This window comes from Streptomyces sp. NPDC001914, from assembly GCF_042891215.1.
Lineage (GTDB): Bacteria > Actinomycetota > Actinomycetes > Streptomycetales > Streptomycetaceae > Streptomyces.
The window spans coordinates 100,278-117,740 of the sequence record NZ_JBIASW010000018.1; the positions used below are offsets into that span (position 1 = coordinate 100,278).

General features: G+C 67.1%; 15 protein-coding genes and 1 pseudogene. 1 reads left to right on the plus strand and 15 read right to left on the minus strand.

Annotated elements, in window-relative coordinates:
• Positions 1 to 38: 38 nt before the first annotated feature.
• From ACFYYF_RS35170 to ACFYYF_RS35240, 15 genes and pseudogenes are all read right to left on the minus strand, one after another.
• A complete protein-coding gene (locus ACFYYF_RS35170) occupies positions 39 to 617 on the minus strand; it encodes a hypothetical protein (RefSeq protein WP_388782018.1) in 579 nt (192 codons plus the stop codon).
• Positions 618 to 1,084: 467 nt separating this feature from the next.
• Positions 1,085 to 1,879: an enoyl-CoA hydratase/isomerase family protein gene (locus tag ACFYYF_RS35175; RefSeq protein WP_388782021.1), complete on the minus strand. Its 795-nt coding sequence runs from the start codon at positions 1,877 to 1,879 to the stop codon at positions 1,085 to 1,087.
• On the minus strand, positions 1,876 to 3,123 hold the full coding sequence (locus ACFYYF_RS35180; RefSeq protein WP_388782024.1) for a cytochrome P450: 1,248 nt from the start codon (positions 3,121 to 3,123) through the stop codon (positions 1,876 to 1,878). Before ACFYYF_RS35180 ends, ACFYYF_RS35175 begins: the two co-directional genes overlap by 4 nt.
• A gap of 93 nt (positions 3,124 to 3,216) precedes the next feature.
• On the minus strand, positions 3,217 to 4,599 hold the full coding sequence (locus tag ACFYYF_RS35185; protein ID WP_388782027.1) for a cytochrome P450: 1,383 nt from the start codon (positions 4,597 to 4,599) through the stop codon (positions 3,217 to 3,219).
• Positions 4,600 to 4,610: 11 nt separating this feature from the next.
• Positions 4,611 to 5,171, minus strand: a complete 561-nt coding sequence (locus ACFYYF_RS35190; RefSeq protein WP_388782030.1) for an ATP/GTP-binding protein — start codon at positions 5,169 to 5,171, stop codon at positions 4,611 to 4,613.
• Positions 5,172 to 5,174: 3 nt separating this feature from the next.
• Positions 5,175 to 5,558, minus strand: a complete 384-nt coding sequence (locus tag ACFYYF_RS35195; protein WP_388782033.1) for a DUF742 domain-containing protein — start codon at positions 5,556 to 5,558, stop codon at positions 5,175 to 5,177.
• The gene (locus ACFYYF_RS35200; RefSeq protein ID WP_388782036.1) at positions 5,551 to 6,393 is read right to left on the minus strand and encodes a roadblock/LC7 domain-containing protein; all 843 of its coding nucleotides are present in this window, start codon (positions 6,391 to 6,393) and stop codon (positions 5,551 to 5,553) included. Before ACFYYF_RS35200 ends, ACFYYF_RS35195 begins: the two co-directional genes overlap by 8 nt.
• Positions 6,390 to 7,571, minus strand: coding sequence for an ATP-binding protein (locus tag ACFYYF_RS35205; RefSeq protein WP_388782039.1), 1,182 nt, complete (start codon positions 7,569 to 7,571; stop codon positions 6,390 to 6,392). The genes ACFYYF_RS35200 and ACFYYF_RS35205 overlap by 4 nt, the downstream gene beginning before the upstream one ends.
• 488 nt (positions 7,572 to 8,059) lie before the next feature.
• Entirely contained in the window at positions 8,060 to 8,359 is a 300-nt protein-coding gene (locus tag ACFYYF_RS35210; protein WP_388782042.1) for a hypothetical protein, read from the minus strand.
• A gap of 377 nt (positions 8,360 to 8,736) precedes the next feature.
• A pseudogene (locus ACFYYF_RS35215) lies at positions 8,737 to 9,152 on the minus strand (IS5/IS1182 family transposase); the annotation flags it as partial.
• Positions 9,110 to 9,844 carry a DUF4142 domain-containing protein gene (locus ACFYYF_RS35220; RefSeq protein ID WP_388782220.1) on the minus strand — a complete coding sequence of 245 codons (735 nt, stop codon included), beginning with the start codon at positions 9,842 to 9,844 and terminating at the stop codon, positions 9,110 to 9,112. The pseudogene ACFYYF_RS35215 and the gene ACFYYF_RS35220, both read right to left, overlap by 43 nt.
• A gap of 1,409 nt (positions 9,845 to 11,253) precedes the next feature.
• Positions 11,254 to 12,276, minus strand: coding sequence for a DUF5914 domain-containing protein (locus ACFYYF_RS35225; RefSeq protein WP_388782045.1), 1,023 nt, complete (start codon positions 12,274 to 12,276; stop codon positions 11,254 to 11,256).
• A complete protein-coding gene (locus tag ACFYYF_RS35230) occupies positions 12,273 to 13,310 on the minus strand; it encodes a phytoene/squalene synthase family protein (RefSeq protein WP_388782048.1) in 1,038 nt (345 codons plus the stop codon). Before ACFYYF_RS35230 ends, ACFYYF_RS35225 begins: the two co-directional genes overlap by 4 nt.
• On the minus strand, positions 13,307 to 14,851 hold the full coding sequence (locus tag ACFYYF_RS35235; protein WP_388782051.1) for a phytoene desaturase: 1,545 nt from the start codon (positions 14,849 to 14,851) through the stop codon (positions 13,307 to 13,309). Before ACFYYF_RS35235 ends, ACFYYF_RS35230 begins: the two co-directional genes overlap by 4 nt.
• Complete coding sequence (locus tag ACFYYF_RS35240; protein WP_388782054.1) at positions 14,848 to 16,197, minus strand: polyprenyl synthetase family protein; 1,350 nt, start codon at positions 16,195 to 16,197, stop codon at positions 14,848 to 14,850. The genes ACFYYF_RS35235 and ACFYYF_RS35240 overlap by 4 nt, the downstream gene beginning before the upstream one ends.
• Before the next feature lie 312 nt (positions 16,198 to 16,509).
• Here ACFYYF_RS35240 and ACFYYF_RS35245 point away from each other — a divergent pair, with 312 nt between their 5' ends.
• Positions 16,510 to 17,130, plus strand: a complete 621-nt coding sequence (locus ACFYYF_RS35245; RefSeq protein WP_388782057.1) for an RNA polymerase sigma factor — start codon at positions 16,510 to 16,512, stop codon at positions 17,128 to 17,130.
• Positions 17,131 to 17,463 lie beyond the last annotated feature (333 nt).

A 17,463-nucleotide genomic window follows, 5' to 3' on the forward strand; every position in this document is an offset into this window, starting at 1 on the left:
GCTATACGTCTGTTGGGCATTGGAACTGCCCGAATGCCTCAGCCAGTACGGACCCAGGTCGTGAAGTCGTTGGCGAGCCCGGGCGGGTTGGCCGCCTCGGTGCGGCGAGCGATCCCCTCGTAGTACTCCAGCTCGTGGAGGATCACGGGTACTGGCCTGCCGATGGCGCTCTTGATGACGCCATCATTGTGGAGGTCGCGAGCGAGCTGGACGCATGCCTGGTTGAAGTCGGCCTCGATCAGCACGGCGGTCGGCCCCACGGTTGTCATCCAGTCTTCAGGATGTGTGGGCTCGTCGTACCACAGTCCGAGTTCGCTGATCCACTGGCGGCGTGCCGCGGCTCCGTCGGGGTCTCGAGTGAGGTCTCCGATGACCGTGAGCTCGTTCTGCAGCCAGAAGGCGTAGTTCCAGCGGGCTTCCGCCTCGTCGGAGGCGTCCGCGATGGTGCGCCGGAACTGGGCTTCGGTGTTGTATCCGATGGTCAGGGTGGGCTGTCGTGGGTCGTCCCTCTCGTCGTCGATGAAGAACGAGATGACGTAGATGTCCTCTGCCTCGCCAGCCGGGATCGAGCTGATCGCTCGCTCGGCAAGGGTCCGAAGATGGTCCTGGAAGGTCACGGGCTGGAGCCTTTCGAGTGCGGTTGCTGACGTCGGCGGCGTAGGCGGCCCAGTCGCCAGCGGCGATCTTCTGCCACCGTCGGGCTTCGAGGTCGACAAGCAGCGTGGCGTAGTTGTGCCCCTTGAGCAGGGGGAACTCGTCGATCCCGAGGACCCGCACCGCGCCGGCCTTTCAGCCCGGTATCTGTTCGGCGAAAGTCACCGTCAGACACTGGGGCTGAGGCACTTGAACTTGCGGACGACCAGCCGGATGACCACCGGTGTGGTTCCCACGAACGGCGTCCGCCAGACGCCGTTCGTACCGGCCGTGCACCCGGTTCGGTTCCGCAGGCGAAGGATGAGGGTGACCGGTGCATCGGCGCTGAGTACGTGATCCGGCCCAGGACTGCTGTCGCTGAGCCTGACGCGCGTTCCCGGGATCCGAGCCCCCTGCGCGGCAGCCCCGTCCTGCACAGGGGGCGTGGCCTTCAGAATGTCGTCAGGTCGCGGCTCTGTGGTCGGGTGAGCTGGGCCGTCAGGAGGTGGGCGTCGAGCGCGGAAAGGTCGGCGGTGCGGGAGGCCTGGGAGAAGCCCGTGAGCATGCGCTTGGTCATGACAAGGCTCTCGGGGGATCGTCTGGCGAGCGGTCTGGTCCATGCGGCAACTGTTTTGTCGAGCTGGTCGAGGGGGGCGACCTTGTGGAGGAGGCCGAGCCGGTGGGCGGTGGCCGCATCGAACACCTCGCAGGTGAGGACGAGTTCGCGGATCCTTGCGACGCCGGCCTCGGAGATGAGCCGTCCTATGGCCCCGCCCCAGGCTGGGGGGAGACCGAGGCCGACTTCCGGCATACGGAAGCGGCAGGTGTCGGCACCGACGCGCAGGTCGCAGTACGCGGCGAGGGCGAGACCGGCTCCGATGACCTTCCCGTGCAGGCGGGCGATGGTGACGGCGTGGGTGTTCTCCAGGGCCTGGCAGAGGCGGTGGGCCTTGTCTGCGATCCGGCGCATGGTGGTGCCTGTCCGGTCCGCGTCGAGTGCGGCCAGGTATTCCTTGCGGTCGGCTCCAAGGCAGAAGTCCTCGCCCGCGGAGGAGAGGACCACGACGCGGATGTCGGGCCGTTCGTGGAGGTCGTCGAGCAGGGCTGTCAGGTTGTCGAGGGCGGCGACGCTCAGTTGGTCGTCCCGTTGCGCGGGGTTCAGGCGGACGTGGAGGACGGGTCCGTCCTGCTCGGTGCCGATGGAACCGGGGGAGTGCTCTGCGGGGGCGGGGAGTATGTCGTTCATGCGAAGGTGACGTCCAGGGTCAGCAGACGCCGGAAGGCGACACGGGGTGCCCTCTGGGGGCGCCGCACGAGGGTGAGGCGTGGCAGGCGTCTGACGAGTTGACGGAGAAGGGTCTGGGCTTCGAGGCGGGCCAGTGGGGCGCCGAGGCAGTAGTGGATGCCTCCGCTGAAGGCGAGGTGGGCGGGTTTGCGGTGGGGGTCGAACCGGTCGGGGTGGGGGTGTTTGGCAGGGTCCCGGTGGGCCGCTCCCACCATCAGGTGGACCATGTCGTTCGCGTGGATCTCGACGCCGTCCAGGACGCAGTCCTGCGCCGCGATCCGGCTGATCACATGCGTGGGCGAGTCGTAGCGCAGTGCTTCTTCGACGAACGCTGGGACGATGTCCGGGTTCGCGGCGACCATGTCCCACCGTTCGGGATGTTCGAGGAGCAGGAGTGTTGTGGTCGATAGGAGAGTGGAGGTCGTCTCCAGTGCCGCCAGCAGGATGAACAGGACCAGCAGGTAGACGCCCTCGTCCGCTTTCTCCTGGTCGGGTTCGAGGGCGTCCCAGGTGCTGATCCATTGGGAGACGGGGTCCTTGCCCGGATGGCGGCGTCGGTGCCGCACCACTTCGGTGAGGTAGGAGCGTAGTTCGGCCATGGCCGTGTCGGACCGTGCCAACTGGCTGGCGGAGGGCAGCAGTTCCTGGGTGAAGACCTGGTCGTGGGTCAGCTCGCGCAGGCGCGGCCAGTCCGCGGGCGGCAGGGCCAGCCATTCGCCGATGGCTGCGATCGGGAGTTCCTCGCTGACCAGGGCGGCGAAGTCGGCCTCGCCGTCGCGCAGGTGCATCTCGAGGGTGCCGATGAGTGTGTCGGTCACCCGGCTCACGGTCCGCCCGATCTGCTCGATGGTGCTGCGGTCGAAGCTGCCGGCCGCTCGCCGCACCCTGGTGTGTTCCGGCGGGTTGAGCGCCGGCAGGGTGCGGCTGATCTCGCGTGAGGAGAACGCGCTCCAACGGGTGCGGGGTCCCTGCTTCTCGCGCCAGTTCTTGTCTGGCTCACGCCAGTTGGGGCTGCGCAGAATCTGGTCGCAGAGGGTGAAGCTGGTGACGAGGAAGCCTCCCCAGGGTGCGTGGCTGACTCCGCCTCTTGACCGGAGTTTCGTGTAGATCGGAAACGGGTCGGCTTGGCCCTCTGCGGTCCGCAGACGGGAGAAGAGGGTGACGGCGGTCCGCCGGTCGGTGGACGGTGTCGTGGCTGTCCCCACGGTGACGGCTCCTTTCTGAGCAAACGCCGCCATGCATACCCGGGGGATGATCGAAACACCCAATACCACTGTGTTCTCGTAGGGTTACCTACGTCACTCGCCTCGCGTCCATGCCAGGAAGCGGCTGAAGAGTCCCCCCTTGTGCTGGGATGCGGCGTGAGCTGCAGGGCGAGAGGCCGGGGCACCGGAGCGCCGGGGGGCCGACGAGGACGTCTGCGCCGTCTGGGCGGACGGAGAGTGCGGCTGTTGCGTGGCTGCCGAGGGGACCGCGCGCGGGGTGAAACGAATCGGGACGGTCACCAGGGAACGCATCCAGGGCGCGGGCACCCAGGACAGGTCTTTGAAGGGGACGCGCAGCTCGACGTCGGGAAGACGGTTGAGCAGGGACTCCACGGCGGTGACGGCGATCATGAACGCCGGGTCCTTGGCGGGGCAGGCGTGCGGTCCGGCGCCGAAGGCCAGATGTGCCTTGCCACTGAGCTGCTTGCGGTGCTCGGTCAGCTTCGGGTCGGTGTTGGCTGCGGCGAAGGAGATGAGGACTGGGTCGTTGGCGCGGAGTGTTCTGCCGCCCAGCTCGACGTCGTGCGTCGGGTAGTGGGCCGCGTAGTTGGCGATCGGCGCGTAGTTCCACAGCGTCTGGACGACGGCGTCCTCGACGGGCAGACCAGTTTGCCAGTCCTCTCCCAGGTACAGCGCGCTGCTGGTGCCGATGGCCGCCGCCAGAGGCGCGGTTCCGCCGGAGAGGAGGGTGACGAGCTGGTGCAGAACCTCCTCGTCGGTCAGGCCCGCGGGGTGTCTCATCAGCTGGGTTGTCAGATCCGCGCCCGGCTGGCGATGTTTGAGGGCGATCAGTTCGGCGAGAGCGCCGCCGAGGACCTCGTCCGCGCCGGGAGTACCCTCGAAGATGCCGCTGATGCCGACGATGATGCGGTCACCGATCTCGGGCGGGCAGCCGAACAGGTCGCTGAAGACCAGCAGCGGGAGCGGCTGGGCGTAGTCCGCCATCAGCTCTGCCTGGCCGCGGAGTTCGGAACTGAACCGGCTGATGAGGTAGTCGGCGGACTGCTGCACCTGCCGGATGAGCTGGAGTTCGTTGACGGTGGCCAGACTGTCGGTGACGGCTTGACGGAGCCGGGCGTGGGCCGCACCGTCGCTGAACAGGGCGTTGGGCCGGTAGCCCATCATTGGCAGCGCTGGACTGTCCGCCGGGACGCGCCCCTCGTTCAGTGCGTTCCAGCGGCGGGAGTCGCGGACGAACCAGGCCGGGTTCTGCAGGATGTACAGGCTCGCGTCGTAACTGGTGACCAGCTCGACCTCGACGCCCGGTGCGATGTCGACGGGGGCGCTGGGGCCCGCCGCGCGCAGTTGGGCGTAGTGGGCCGCGGGATCGGAGCCGAACTCCGGGCCGAAGAGCTGGATGCTCCCGTGCGCGGGGCAGCCAGGCGGTGGGCCGGGCGTGTTGAAGGGCTGCTGCATTTGTGTGTCTCCTAGCCGAGGACTGACATGAGGTGGGTGACGAGGGCGATGAGCGCCTGCGCGGAGGACTTCTCGTCACGGACGTCGCAGTGCACGATGGGTGTGTCCTCGGAGAGGTTGAGCGCCTCGCGTACTTCCTCGAGCGGGTAGTCGGGCGTGTCGTCGAAACGGTTGACGCCGACGGCGTACGTCAGGCCGAACTGCTCGACCAAGTCCAAGATGGCGAAGCTCTCGTGGAGCCGGGTGGGGTCGACCAGCAGCAGGGCACCCAGTGCGCCGCGGGACAGTTCCTCCCACATCTCCTTGAAGCGTTCCTGCCCGGGAGTCCCGAAGAGGTAGAGGACGAGCTCCTCGCTGAGAGTGAGGCGGCCGAAGTCCATGGCGACCGTGGTGGTCGTCTTGTCCGGGGTGCCCGACAGGTCGTCGAAACCCTCGCTGGCCTCGGTGATCTCCTCCTCGGTCTGCAGCGGTTCGATCTCGGAGATGCTGCCGATGCAAGTGGTCTTGCCCACTCCGAAGTGGCCGACGATGAGTATCTTTACGGAGTTGGAGACGGTTGGATCCAGATACATGCGTCACGCTCCGAATCGGGTGCGCAGGCCGTCGAGCACGGCGCCGAGCAGTTCGCGGTCGATGCGCTCGGCGCGGGGCACGGGCTTCCTCACGAGGATGAGGCCGCTCTCCTCCAACTGCGCGAGCAAAATGCGCACGATGCCGAGCGGCAGGTGAGTGTGGCCCGACACTTCGGCCACGGACAGGAACCCGTCGGCGACGAGGTCCAGCACCCTGCGGGACTCGGGGGGCAGCACGGGGGCTGCGCCCGGTGCACCCTCGTCGGCGGTGACCAGAGTGGTGCGCTCGTACTTGTGGTCCGCGGGGAGCCTGCGTCCTCCTGTGATCACGAACAGGGGGACTAATGGCGCTGTCAGTTCCAGTTCGTCGTCCGGTCCGTCATGCATCGTCGGTCCTCTCTCGCTGGGGTGTCCGGTTCGCGAGCAGGGTGGGAGCGACGTCCTCAAGGCGTGCGGTGAACGCTTCGATGTCGCAGTCGTGATCAGCGGACGCGGCGAGGAACGCGCCATCGCCGGCCGCAATCAAGAAGATCCAGCCGTGCTGGAACTCGATGACCGTCTGACGCCACTCGGCATCCTCCAGGTCACCCACAAACTGTGAGGTGACACGGCTGTAGGCGTGGATGCCCGTCATAGCCGCGGAGATCGTGTCCGCAAGGTCCTTGCTCATCCCGGACGTCGCGCCGCGCGGGAGACCGTCCGCTCCCAGGAGCACGGCGTGTCGGGCGCCGGGAACGTCGGCGATCGCCTGGTCCAGTCCGGCGAGCACGAACCCCGAGGAGCTCGTCACCTCGCGCTGGACAGCGGCTTCGCCGCTTCCGGCCCCGCCGGCGCTCACCCGCGGCGGCGATGTGAGGTTGTCACCCAGCCGGGCAACGAGCCGGTGCATACGAAACGAGATCTGCTGCAGGTCGACATCGGGCTCCGCAGCGGCAGCCAGGTAGGCACCTTGCCCCGCACCGATCAGGAAGGTCCACCCGTGCGAGAACTCGATGACTGTCTGGTTCCACCCCCGCTCCTCGGCCGGCCCAGCGAAGTGCGCGGTGGCCCGGCTCAGCGACTGCATGCCGGCCATGGCGGCGGCGATGGTTTTGACGTCCTTCGGGGTCAGGCCGTCCGTTGACCCGCGGGCAATCCCGTCCGCGGACAGCACCACGGCGTGCCGCGCCCGAGGAACGTTGTCCACGATGTCCCGGACCATCCACGACATATCTGTGGTCATACGTCTTCGGACCCTTCGGGCGAGGGAACTGCGAGGTCGCGGCCGGAAAGCGTGCCACGCTGGAGGGCACCGAGACCGCCGGAGCCACGAGAGGCCCGCCTGGGCGCCCGTGCCTCAGGGGTGTCGGCGTCGTCGGTGACAGTGGCGACGGGCTCCTGACGGTCCCCCCTCTTGGGCAGGCCATGCAGCGTGCGCGCCGCGGGCTGCTCCTCACGCTTCTCGACCCGACGGATCCTTGTGACGGGAGCTTCCTTCGGGGCCGGCGGGGTCTCCTCCACAGTCCACAGCTCCTCGGGCAGCAGGACGACGGCCCGGACGCCGCCGTACCGGGAGACTCCCGTGACGTCCACTTTGAAGCCGTACTGACGGGCAATCAGGCCGATCACCGGGAAGCCGAACTTCGGCTGGGTGCCGAGCTCCGACAGTCTCGCGACGGACTCACCGGACAGCAGCGTGGTTGCCTTCTGCCGGTCCTCGTCGCTCATGCTCACGCCGGCGTCGTCGATGACGATGCACAGGTTGCTCTGTACCCGCTGGAACGTCACCTCGATGGGTGCGTCGTGCTGCGAGAAGCTGGCAGCGTTGTCAAGCAGTTCGGCGACCACGAGCGCGACGGGCGCAACGGCGGACGCCTTCAGCGCGATGGGGTTCTGCTGCATGATCTGGACGCGGTGGAAGTTCCGGATCTGCCCCTGGGCGCTGCGTACCACGTCATAGACGCTGGCGGGCTGGTTGCGGCGGCCGAGCGGCGCGCCGCACATGACCGCGATGCCCTGGGCCTTGCGCGCCATTTGCGCGTTGGCGTGGTTGACGTCCAGGAGGTCGGAGAGGACCGCGTGGCCGCCGTACTTGTGCTGAATGCTGTCAAGCAGCGTCGTCTGCTCGGCGGCGAGACTCTGCAGGAAACGGGCCGCGCCCTTGAGGACGGCTTTGGTGCTCTCCTCCGCCGACCGCTCGGCCTCCTGGATGACGGCGGCCTGTTGATCCCTGAACCTCCGCAACTCCGCTCGTGAGTGCTCGAGTTTGCCGTCGGACTCGCTCAACCGTGCTGTGAGCTCCGCCTCGACCTGCTTCCTTCTGGCCCCGAGGGCCCTGGTGCGGATGCCGAGGACCACGACTGTGCCGACGGCGAGCGCCGTTGCTGCAGCCAGACACCATATGAGCGTGTCTTGATTCATGGAAACCTTTCCTGGTGCGAGGCATGCAGGCATCACCAGATACACCCCGAAAGGACCCGCGACACATCCGCTAACTGCATGACCGCTGTTACACGAAGAGCAGGCTGACCTCGGACCACCACGTGAGCTGAGTTGATCAAGGTCGAAGACGCGGGAATGCTATCACTGCGGTATGCCTTCCGAATCGCGCCTCCCTGACCGAGTGCATCGTCAACGCGACGTCCACGCAGGTTTGTTGATGTCTCATCAGTCACGGGCAGACCGGTCGCCGAGCCCACCGCCGGGTCTTGGCCGTTCCTTGTGCTGCACAGACCTGCTCCAGCACGTCGCCGAGTGGTTCGACCTGCCCGCTGGGCGGGTCCTGGCCAAGAGGGGACGCCGTTCGCGGGTGCCGGCCGAGTGTGGTGTGCGGGGGAAGCTCCCATCCCGTCTGCTGTCGACCCAGGCAGAGCCGAGCAAACACGGCCCCTGGCGCCCAGGCCGTTCGTTCAGTTGCGCGCTTCGGGAACCACGCTCGCTCCACGGCGTATGGGGCGACGACGATGAGCCAGCCACTCATCCCGCATCCGTTGTTGCTGATGGGGATCGCGCCCCGCACTCGTTCCAGGAAACCAGACATCCTCGTCGGCGTCGCCGAAGGACTTGCGGTAGCCGCCCAGATAGTCGTCGTCCTGGTCACGGGTGGCGGTTTCGTACCCGGCGGCACGAAGGGTTGCTACCTCCTGGTCGGTCCAGTCCGCCGTCTCGACGAACGGCCCTCCTCGTCGTTGTCCCAGACCCGTCCCCACTTCGCGTCGATTCGGCGCAACGACGTGAGCTCAAGTGCCGGTCCGGGGCAGCCGGCCCCGACCTCGGTCAGGAATGTGTCGTACTCGTCGGGAAGCGCGACACCGAACTGTGCTTCCACCTAGGCGAGGCTCGACGCTCGGCTCCCTCCACCGCGATCACGCGCTCCCGAACTCCTGACCAGTACACGCGCGTGTTCACAACTCTCCTGTCGACGGCGAGCACGGACAAGATCCAAGTGCTGGTCGGTGAACTCTCCTGCAATCGTGCCCGGTCGCATCTGCGCTACGGTCACGGCATCCGCGACGCCGGGTGGGCGCTCCCGTTCAGCGGTCCGGCCGTTCTGTGCCCGCCTCCACACGTGGCCGCGCCTGCGTGCCTGGATCACATCGTGCCGGTTGCTGCCTGTGAGCGTGACAGCGAGCGGGTTCCGTGACGGTCGATGATCAAGTGGTGCTTGGAGCCGGGGCGGGCCCGGTCGACAGGTGAGGGACCGACGTGATCTCCCCTTTAGAGCCCGGATGTGCGAGCCGTCCACGGCGCAGTCGTCCAGGTCCAGCAGGTCAGCGAGACGCAACTTGGTCAGCAGGGGAGGCCAGACGCCGCCCCGGTCCAGTCCCGCAGTCTGCGCCAGGCCGTCACCCCAGAGCAGCCCACGGTCACTGAGGGGACGTCACGCCAGGCGACACCGGTCCACAGCACGTAGGAGGGGCCCGCCTGCCATTCGAGTTGGAGGCGGGCCCTCATGCGTATTAACCCGCGTTGGCCTGGGAGCCGTTCAATGCGGCGCTCAGGTCCAGTGCTGTGGAGGTCGGGTTGGGAGGCGGGTTGAGGACGACCTGTGGCTGACCGGGAACTGGCGGAGGCGGCGTCATGTCCGACTTAGGGAGCTTGGGTGGAGTGGTCTGATTGAATACCGTGGTGTCGAAGTCGACGAGGCCGGTCTTCTCCATCACCGTGATGTGGTCCAGTACGGTGTTGTTCGCCTGATCGGCAAGCGCACGGACCAGGGTGTTCTTGGTGGTTGAGCGTACCTTCGCGATGGCGTTGAAAATGGAACCATGCGTCATGCGCAGGATGTTGGCGAAGTCCGTGTCGAACTGCCGCCCCGACTCCGCCTTCAACTGGCTGACGAAACCTTGCTGCTGAGGGCTTGCCACGTTGGGCAGCGTGATGTTCAACAGCGGCGCAATCTTGCGGCAACTGACGTCAAGAGCTGCATGTCCGTCCACGAGGTGCTGGCTTGCGATCCTGACCGCCTTGCTCTGCCCCTTCTGCAAACCGATCAGGCCCAGAGGGTGTTCCCATAGACCTGCCGCACGCACCTTGACCACGAAGTCCCGCTCGCCCTCTGTGAGCGGGCCCCATTGCGTGTTGGCGATGATTCGGTCGGTCGAGGCGGATGTCGTGCTGATGCCGAGCATCGCTGGATAGACGAGGGCGCCCAGTGTCAGTGCCAGAGCGCCGCCCACGAAGAGTGTTCCCATCACATTGCTCGAACGCTTCACTGCTTCTCCTGCCCGTCGGCTCGCGGCCGAGCTCTTGTTACCTGATGTGGGCGGCCGAAGAGAAGTACGTGCCGGGCACTGCGCAGACTCAGCAGACTGACGAGAATTGCACCGACATTTCATAGACAGGATGGTCGCGTCGAGTCCCACACGACCTTTGGGGCAGCCGGGAGCACGTGGCGTGGCGCTGGAAGCCGATGGTCGTCCTCGCCACTCTCGGCCGGAGATGGGGAGCGGCAGCGCACGCGACAGGCCGCGTGCAATGGTCGGCGCGGAGAGTGCGTCCACGGCGGCGTTGGCCGCTCCTGGAGTTGCCGCCGTGGACGCGTCTGGGGTGCCGTGCGGGCTGCACAGCGTGCAGGCATCCAAGTGAGTACGAATCCATTGCCGCGCGGCCGGGGAGCAGCTGCTGGTAGGTGGATCAACGCTTGGTGTCTGCGCGGCCTATGGCCTGTGGCACCACCGTAACGTAATCGATTCCGCGTAGCGACCAGAGTGGCGTTTCCGGTACTGCGCGGCAGGCCGGGGGCAGATCGCGGACGGGGTGGTGGAGAGGCGGCTGCTGGCGCCCCGGCGTCGGCGCCGAGGACGGGAACGTCGGCACCGGGATCGACTGCCGGCCGCGACTGGCGTTCACCGCGGCCGTGCCTGTCGATCCCGCCGCACGCGCCGGGATCACCCTCGCCAGCACCTACGGCTCCGACGCGCGCCGGCGGATGTGGCGCGCCGGTGAGGAACTCCGCGCACGCCTGGAGGAGACCGTGCTCGGCCTGCGCTCGATGACCGGGAGCTGCTCATGGACCGGGCCCACGATGAGGAGGGCGCCCTGCTGGTTGCCGCGGTCTCGTACAGGTCTACTACCGCACGTCGATCGGCTTCGCCCACACCCGCCGCCCCAGGCCGCGCCATGCTACAGGCCCGCCTTTCCTGCCGCACAAGCGAGAGTCCCGTGCTCCTGCTGGGAATGCAGCGTCGCTGAATCTGGATGAACATCGGGGTGTGTCCGATCCGAATCAGCCGCGCGAGGCTCGACCTCTTGAGCACGATGATCGCCGCATCCGTCAATGCGGCTTGTCAGCACGTGTCCAACAAGTCAAGCAGGTAGTCGTCGCGTGCAGCCTTTTGTCCTTTCTTGGGTTCTCTGCCCTGATTGTCACAGGATTTTGTGCATGGTGGTTTTCCCATACAGCCTGGCACTGGCCCGGAACCGGCCATTGATGCCGCTCGCCGGCTCCTTGCCGGATGAGCTGCCGGGCGGTTTCCAACGCATACGCCTGTGCGGCAAACGGTGTGATTTCTCCGGGTACGGGAGGCAAGCTGCACTGTGAGTCGGGCTTCACCACTCACGCGGTTCGAGGGGCCGAAAGTGTTGTTGCGGTGCTAGGGATTTATCCCGGAAAGCGGCCGGTGAAGCGGAGTTGCCAGCGACGCTCGGCGTACGACAGATCGTCGCGCCACAATCTTCCCGCTGTGGTCCGCATGAGTGGTCGCAGCAATGGGGCGAGAGCGCGTGCCGCTGTGAACCCGCGACGGTCTGAGGTGGCTATGATCGCCTCGATGACTGCCGATCGGGGCCTACCGCGTTCGTCAGGTTCCAGGGGGGTGGCATGCGTCTCGACAACGGATCCCTGGCCCTCGCCCTGAGTGATATGCATGACGACCGTTCGCGGCTCGGGGGCGGTGAAAACCGCGCGTACGGGCACGACGAGTCGTCCTGCCAGCTTGAAGGAGACGTCGACGGCGAAGCCGTCTTGACCATCACCATTCGATGTGCCGGTATCGGTGACGTCCACGACCGCCAGGTCGACGAAGGAGTAGGGGTGGAACCAGGCACCGTGCCACGGGTCCAGCCGGTTTGCGACGATGTCCTCCGGTTCGCAGGTTCCCACGGCTGAGTAGACGGCCGAGAGCGCGCCGGAGAGGGTCGGCCTGATCGGCACTACAGGAGCGTCCAGGGGCGGTTCACCCCCGATGCCGTCCAGTCGTACCCACACCAGCACCCCGTCATCGTGTGCAGGGAAAGGCTCCCAGCCTGCGAAGGGCGTGCCGTTCAAGGCGAGTCCGTGCCAGTGGCACACGAGCGTGCCACATCGCACGGGGCTGTCGCGGAGTGGCGCTCCCAGGTGCGGGCAGGAGCCGGGACCGGCGACGATGCGGCCTTCGGTGTCGCGCCATACGACCACCTCCTGGCCGGCGATGTTCCGTGCGACCAGCCGGTTGTCCACTACATCCTGGGTGGCGCCGACGACGTACCAGTTGCCCGACGGGCGTGCCTGGGCCTGCTTCAGTGCTTGTGCAATCAGTGAGGGCCGGGCCTCACGCCATGTGGGACGCTGATGCTCCCAGGCCACTGGACGCTTGCGCAGCGTCAGGGGGAAGCGCGCGCGCGAGGGGAAACGACCGGTATTCATGCGACCTCCTCGCGGCCTTGTTTGGACGGTGCCTGCGGGGAAGACGTGGTCGGCCACCGGTGGAGGGTCGAGGTTCTCGGGGCATCGTGTCGTCTGCCGGACCGTGATGCAGCTCGGGCTGCCATGACCCGGGCGATGCCGTCCAGGGCAACAGCGGCGCGGCGTCTGCGAGGGACCACTGCGCGGCGATGTACCACTGCGTATCCGTCGTCGGCCACGGCGTCCAGGATGCCGCCGTACAGGACGTAGGCGGTGCGGATGCAGGGGCGGGACACCGGGTCGATCATGGCAAGTCCCGGGGCTGCTTCCCGGTAGACGTCGCGGGTAAGGTCCGCGAATGCCATCAAAGCCTTGGTGATGTGCGTGTCGCGGCGACCGGTGCTCCTGCTCCAGTAGAGCAGCTCTCGGTCGACACGGTGTTCCTTCAGCAAGTCTGCCGGCAGGTACACACGGCCTCGGTCCAGGTCCTCGCCCACGTCCCGCAGGAAGTTGGTCAGTTGGAAGGCTACGCCCAGGGCTGCCGCGTACGGTTCGGCCTCCTGGCGAGGGACGACCGTGCCAAGGACGGGCAGCATCTGCAGTCCGATGACTGCTGCAGAGCCGTGCATGTATGCCCTGAGGTCCTCGTAGGTTGGGTAGTCGGTGACGTGCAAGTCGTCGCGCATGGCGTTCATGAAGTCGCTGAAGTGCTGTTGGTCGATGCGATACCGGCGTGAGGTGTCGGCGAGCGCGAGCACGACCGGTTCAGTGCTTTCGGCGTTCTTCAGAGCTCGCTCCATGTCTGACTGCAGGCGCTTTAGGTCTGCCGTGCGCTGGTCCGTGGTGACTGTCGGATCCAGCGAGTCCACGAGGTCGTCGGCCCACCGGGCGAAGCCGTAGAGAGCATGGACGGCCGGGCGGCGTTCGATCGGCAAGAGCCGGGTGGCGAGGAAGTAGGTCTTTCCGTGCTGCGCATTGAGCCGGCGGCAGTGTGCGTAGGCGGCGCGCAGGGCTGGAGTGGTGATGCCCGCCGCGTCGAGTTCGCGGTCGGTCATGAGGGCGTCCCTTCGGAGATGGCCCTGGTCCTGCGCGCACGGCCTGGGCTGGGGGTGGCTTGCCCGGTGATACGGGCCGCGGCGAGCTTGCCGGACACCAGAACGGTCGGCACGCCCACACCGGGTGTGGTGCCGCAGCCGGCGAGCACCGCGTTTTCGGTGCCTCGGACCAGGTTGCGCGGGCGGAACGGACCGGTCTGCGCGAAGGTGTGAGCCGCCGAGAAGGGGGTGCCCGCTGCATGCCCCTGCGCCTGCCAGTCGGCAGGAGTGACGAGGCACTCTTCCTCAATGGCTGAGCCGATACCGTCGAGACCGCGCTGCTCCAGCTCCTTGAGAAGGCTCTCGCGGTAGCGCGGCGCGAGGTCGCTCCATTCGACGGCGTTGGGGCCGATGGCCGTGTTCGGGCAAGGCGCGAGGATGTAGTGCAGGTGGCGGCCTGTGGGGGCGAGTGTTGGGTCGGTGGCTGTGGGGCGGGTGATGAGTAGCGACGGGTCGCTCATCAACTCGCCGGTACGGGTTAGTTCGTCGAAGGTTTGGCGCCACGCTGCGCCGAAGGAGAGTGTGTGGTGAGCCAGGCCGGGCCAGGTCCGGTCGGTGCCCGCGTGCAGGACGACAGCCGACGGCGCGTTCTTGATACGCACAGGACGGCTGGGCGCGCGGCCCAGGAGCCGGTAGGCAATGGGCAGGTCGGGTGTGAGGACGACTGCGTCGCAGGCGATACGGTCCTCGCTCGTCACGACTGCGGTCACGCGGTTCCCGGAGCGCTCGAGCCGGGTCACCTCCTGTCCCAAGCGCAGGTCCGCGCCGGCCTGTACCGCGGTGTCGGCCATGGCCTGGGGCAGGGCGTGCATGCCGCCGCGAGGAAAGTACACACCGGCGACGGTATCCATGTAGGCGATGACGGCGTAGGCGGCCAGAGCGCGGGCCGGCGGTACGCCTGCGTAGAGGGACTGGAAAGAGAAGACACGGCGCAAACGTTCGTCATCCAAGTACCGGCCGATGCGCGCGTCCAGTCTGCTGAAGCCTCCCAGTGCGGCGAGCCTCGCAAGATCGGGGGTCAGTAGTTGGAGAGGCGAGTCGAAGTTGGCGTCGATGAAGCGGCGCATTTGCACTTGGTACAGCTGCTCGAGCCAGCCACGCAGACGCCGGTAGCCCGCTGCCTCGCTCGCACCGGCGAAACGCTCGATCTCCGCTTCCATGGCGTCGGCGTCGGTGTGCACATCGAGACTGCTGCCGTCTGCGAAGCGGGCCCGATAGGCCGGATGGAGCGCGATGAGGTCGACACGTGCCCGCAGGCTGTCGCCGACGGCGGAGAAGGCCTCGTCGGCGAGATCGGGCATGGTCAGCACGGTCGGGCCGGTGTCGAAGTGGTAGCCGCCACGGTTGATGCGGCCGGCACGGCCGCCGGGCAGCGGGTCACGCTCGATCACGGTGACCCGGCGTCCGGAGCCGAGGAGGTGCAGTGAGGTCGCCAGTCCTGCGAGCCCGGCACCGACTACGACGATGTGGTCGGTGCGCCCAGGAATGCTTCGTTGGATCATCGGGTTTTCCCTTCGCCCGCAGCGGCGAGCAGCAGCGGCACTGACAGGCCGTCTTCGGCTTCGGACGGGCGTGAGGATGAGGAGGGGGCCGGGAGCACCCCGGCGGCGTGGAGGAGTAGTGCACGAAGGCGTCGGTTGCCCACGGGCTCGAGCAGTACCGAGTCGAAGTGACGCATGCCCTGTGCGACAAGCCGGTCGATCTTTGACTCAACCGTCTTTTGCGCGCCAGTGGTGACCAGGACGCGCCTGACCGCCGTGAGGCCTGCCTCGGTCAGCTCTGCACAGCCGAGAGAGCTCTTCAGCACCGTGAGGGCATGGCGGTCGTCGACAGCCTCGGCGCGCGCCTGCGCCACCGCCATGAGGTAGGTGGGCTTGCCCGAGCGTATGTCGCCGCCCGAAGGCTTGCCGGTGTGCTGGGGACTGCCGAAGACGTCGTGGAGATCGTCGCGGAGTTGGAAGGCAATGCCGAAGCATCGGCCGGCAGAGCACAGGGCGGTGGTGGTGGCAGTGTCTGCTCCGGCCAGTGCGGCGCCGAGGGCAAGCGGCCGCTCCACGGTGTAGACGGCGCTCTTGAGACAGGCGGCACGGATCGCGCGGGCCAGTGAACGCGATGACGTGATCTGACCGTGGAGGTCGAGATATTGGCCGGCGACCATCTCCGTACGCATGGCCCTCCACAGGTCGCGCACCTGATTGCGGATGTCCGGGGTCAGATCGGTCTCGGTGAGAACATCGTCGGCCCAGGCCAGAGCGAGATCTCCGGCGAGGATCGCAGTTGCTTCACCGAAGCGTGCGACCTGCTCGATCGTGGCCGGGCCCGCGTACTGGGCCTGGACGTCCGCGTGCAAGGAAGGCCGTCCGCGGCGCAGTTGGGAGGCGTCCATCACGTCGTCGTGGACCAGGGCACACGTTTGAATGATCTCGAGGGCGGCACCGATGTGCAGGGCTGCCTCAGCCTGCCGCGCTGTGCCGCCGCAGGCTCGCAGAGCCCACCACACCAGCTGCGAGCGGGTGCGCTTGCCGCCCTCCAAGGTGAAACGCGCGACGCGATCGGCGAGATCGCTCGCGAATGCCGGGTCGAGCGTCGCGGCTTGCGCCGTACGCTCGGACAGGATCTGTCCAAGGACACGGCCAACGGCCGCGGGGACGTCGGCATCGATGGCGTGCACGCTGGCCGGGTCTGCGGGGGAGCAGGCGCGCCGGCTGTCTTGCAGTGGCTGCTGGGAAGACTCTGGAGATGTGCTCGCCTGCGTTTCCTCCGCCGAGACGGAAGCCTGCGGGGAGGCGGAGGGCGGGCCGCACGGCGCCCCGGCCGCGGGGTAGTCCTTCGCCTTGGTGGGGCGCATCCCTGATCCTCTCGTCGAGATCGGTTGTGGCCGTGTCGATACGCATTCCCCGGCCGGGACTGAGCCGGATGCGCCATCTGACGGAACGCGAACGATCTTGACTTGGTTGGTGGCACTTGGTGCGCCGCGGGCTGCACCAGCCGAGGTCGCTTATCGATGCAGAGTCAATGCAGGTTGTCGATTCAATGCACTGCTCCGCATGATCGGAGAAACAGTCGCTCTGAGCGACGGCCACCTGGAATCCCCGGGATGACCCGGCTTGTTGTGGCCGCTGGCGCAGGAGACGTCAAGACCCGTCGAGGAGCTGTCATCATGACGACACGGCACAGCACCGAGCAGACTCTCGAAAATCTTCCGCTGTGGGCGCCAGCCGAAGAGTCACTCAGCGATGAGGATCTTGCCGCAGGCCTGGTCGCTGGCGACGAAGACTGCCTGGCTGCCGCCTACCATCGCTGGAGCCCGCTGGTGTACACCTTGGCGCGGCGTTCTCTGGGCGATCCCCGGGAGGCCGAGGATGTCACCCAGGTGGTCTTCATCGCAGCATGGCGGGGGCGCGAGAAGTTCGTGCCCGAGCGTGGTGCTATGGGCGCCTGGCTGGTCGGGATCACCCGCCGCAAGATTGCCGACGCTCTCAGCGCCAGGACCCGGCGCACCGAAATCGCCGCAGCTGCCGGGGGCATGATGTCCCTCGATGCCGGCGGACAAAACGCCCAGCCAGAAGCCGTACTCGACCGCGTTCTGATCGGCCACGAACTGACGAAACTTCCTGCCGCGCAACGCCGCGTGCTGGGCCTTGCGTTTTACGACGACCTGACGCAGCCACAGATCGCGCAGCTTACTGGGTGGCCCCTGGGCACGGTAAAGAGCCATGCTCGACGTGGTCTGCAGCGGCTCAGCCGCTGCCTGCAGGAAGACAGCAGTTATGGTCACTAAAAGTAATTCGCTGCATCATCGGTGCGATGTTTGATCTCCGGGGAGGCCTTCAAAAGTCGTTCCGCCGTGCCCCTCCATCCACCCCTATGCATCCAATCGGGGCTCATGCGCCCAAGTAGGCAGTAAGTGACGCACCTACGACTGCGGCTTCCCGACCCGTCCTGGCACCAGTCGCCGAGCAGCACCACAGGTTGGCGACGTCGCCAAGAAGCAGGAGGGCCGAGCCGTGACCGCATACCGGATGACCTCTCACCTGCCCCCGGAGGAGCTCGCGGCCTGCGCCCTGGACGGCCCTGATGGCACCAGGATCCTTGAGCAAGTCCTCCACCTGTC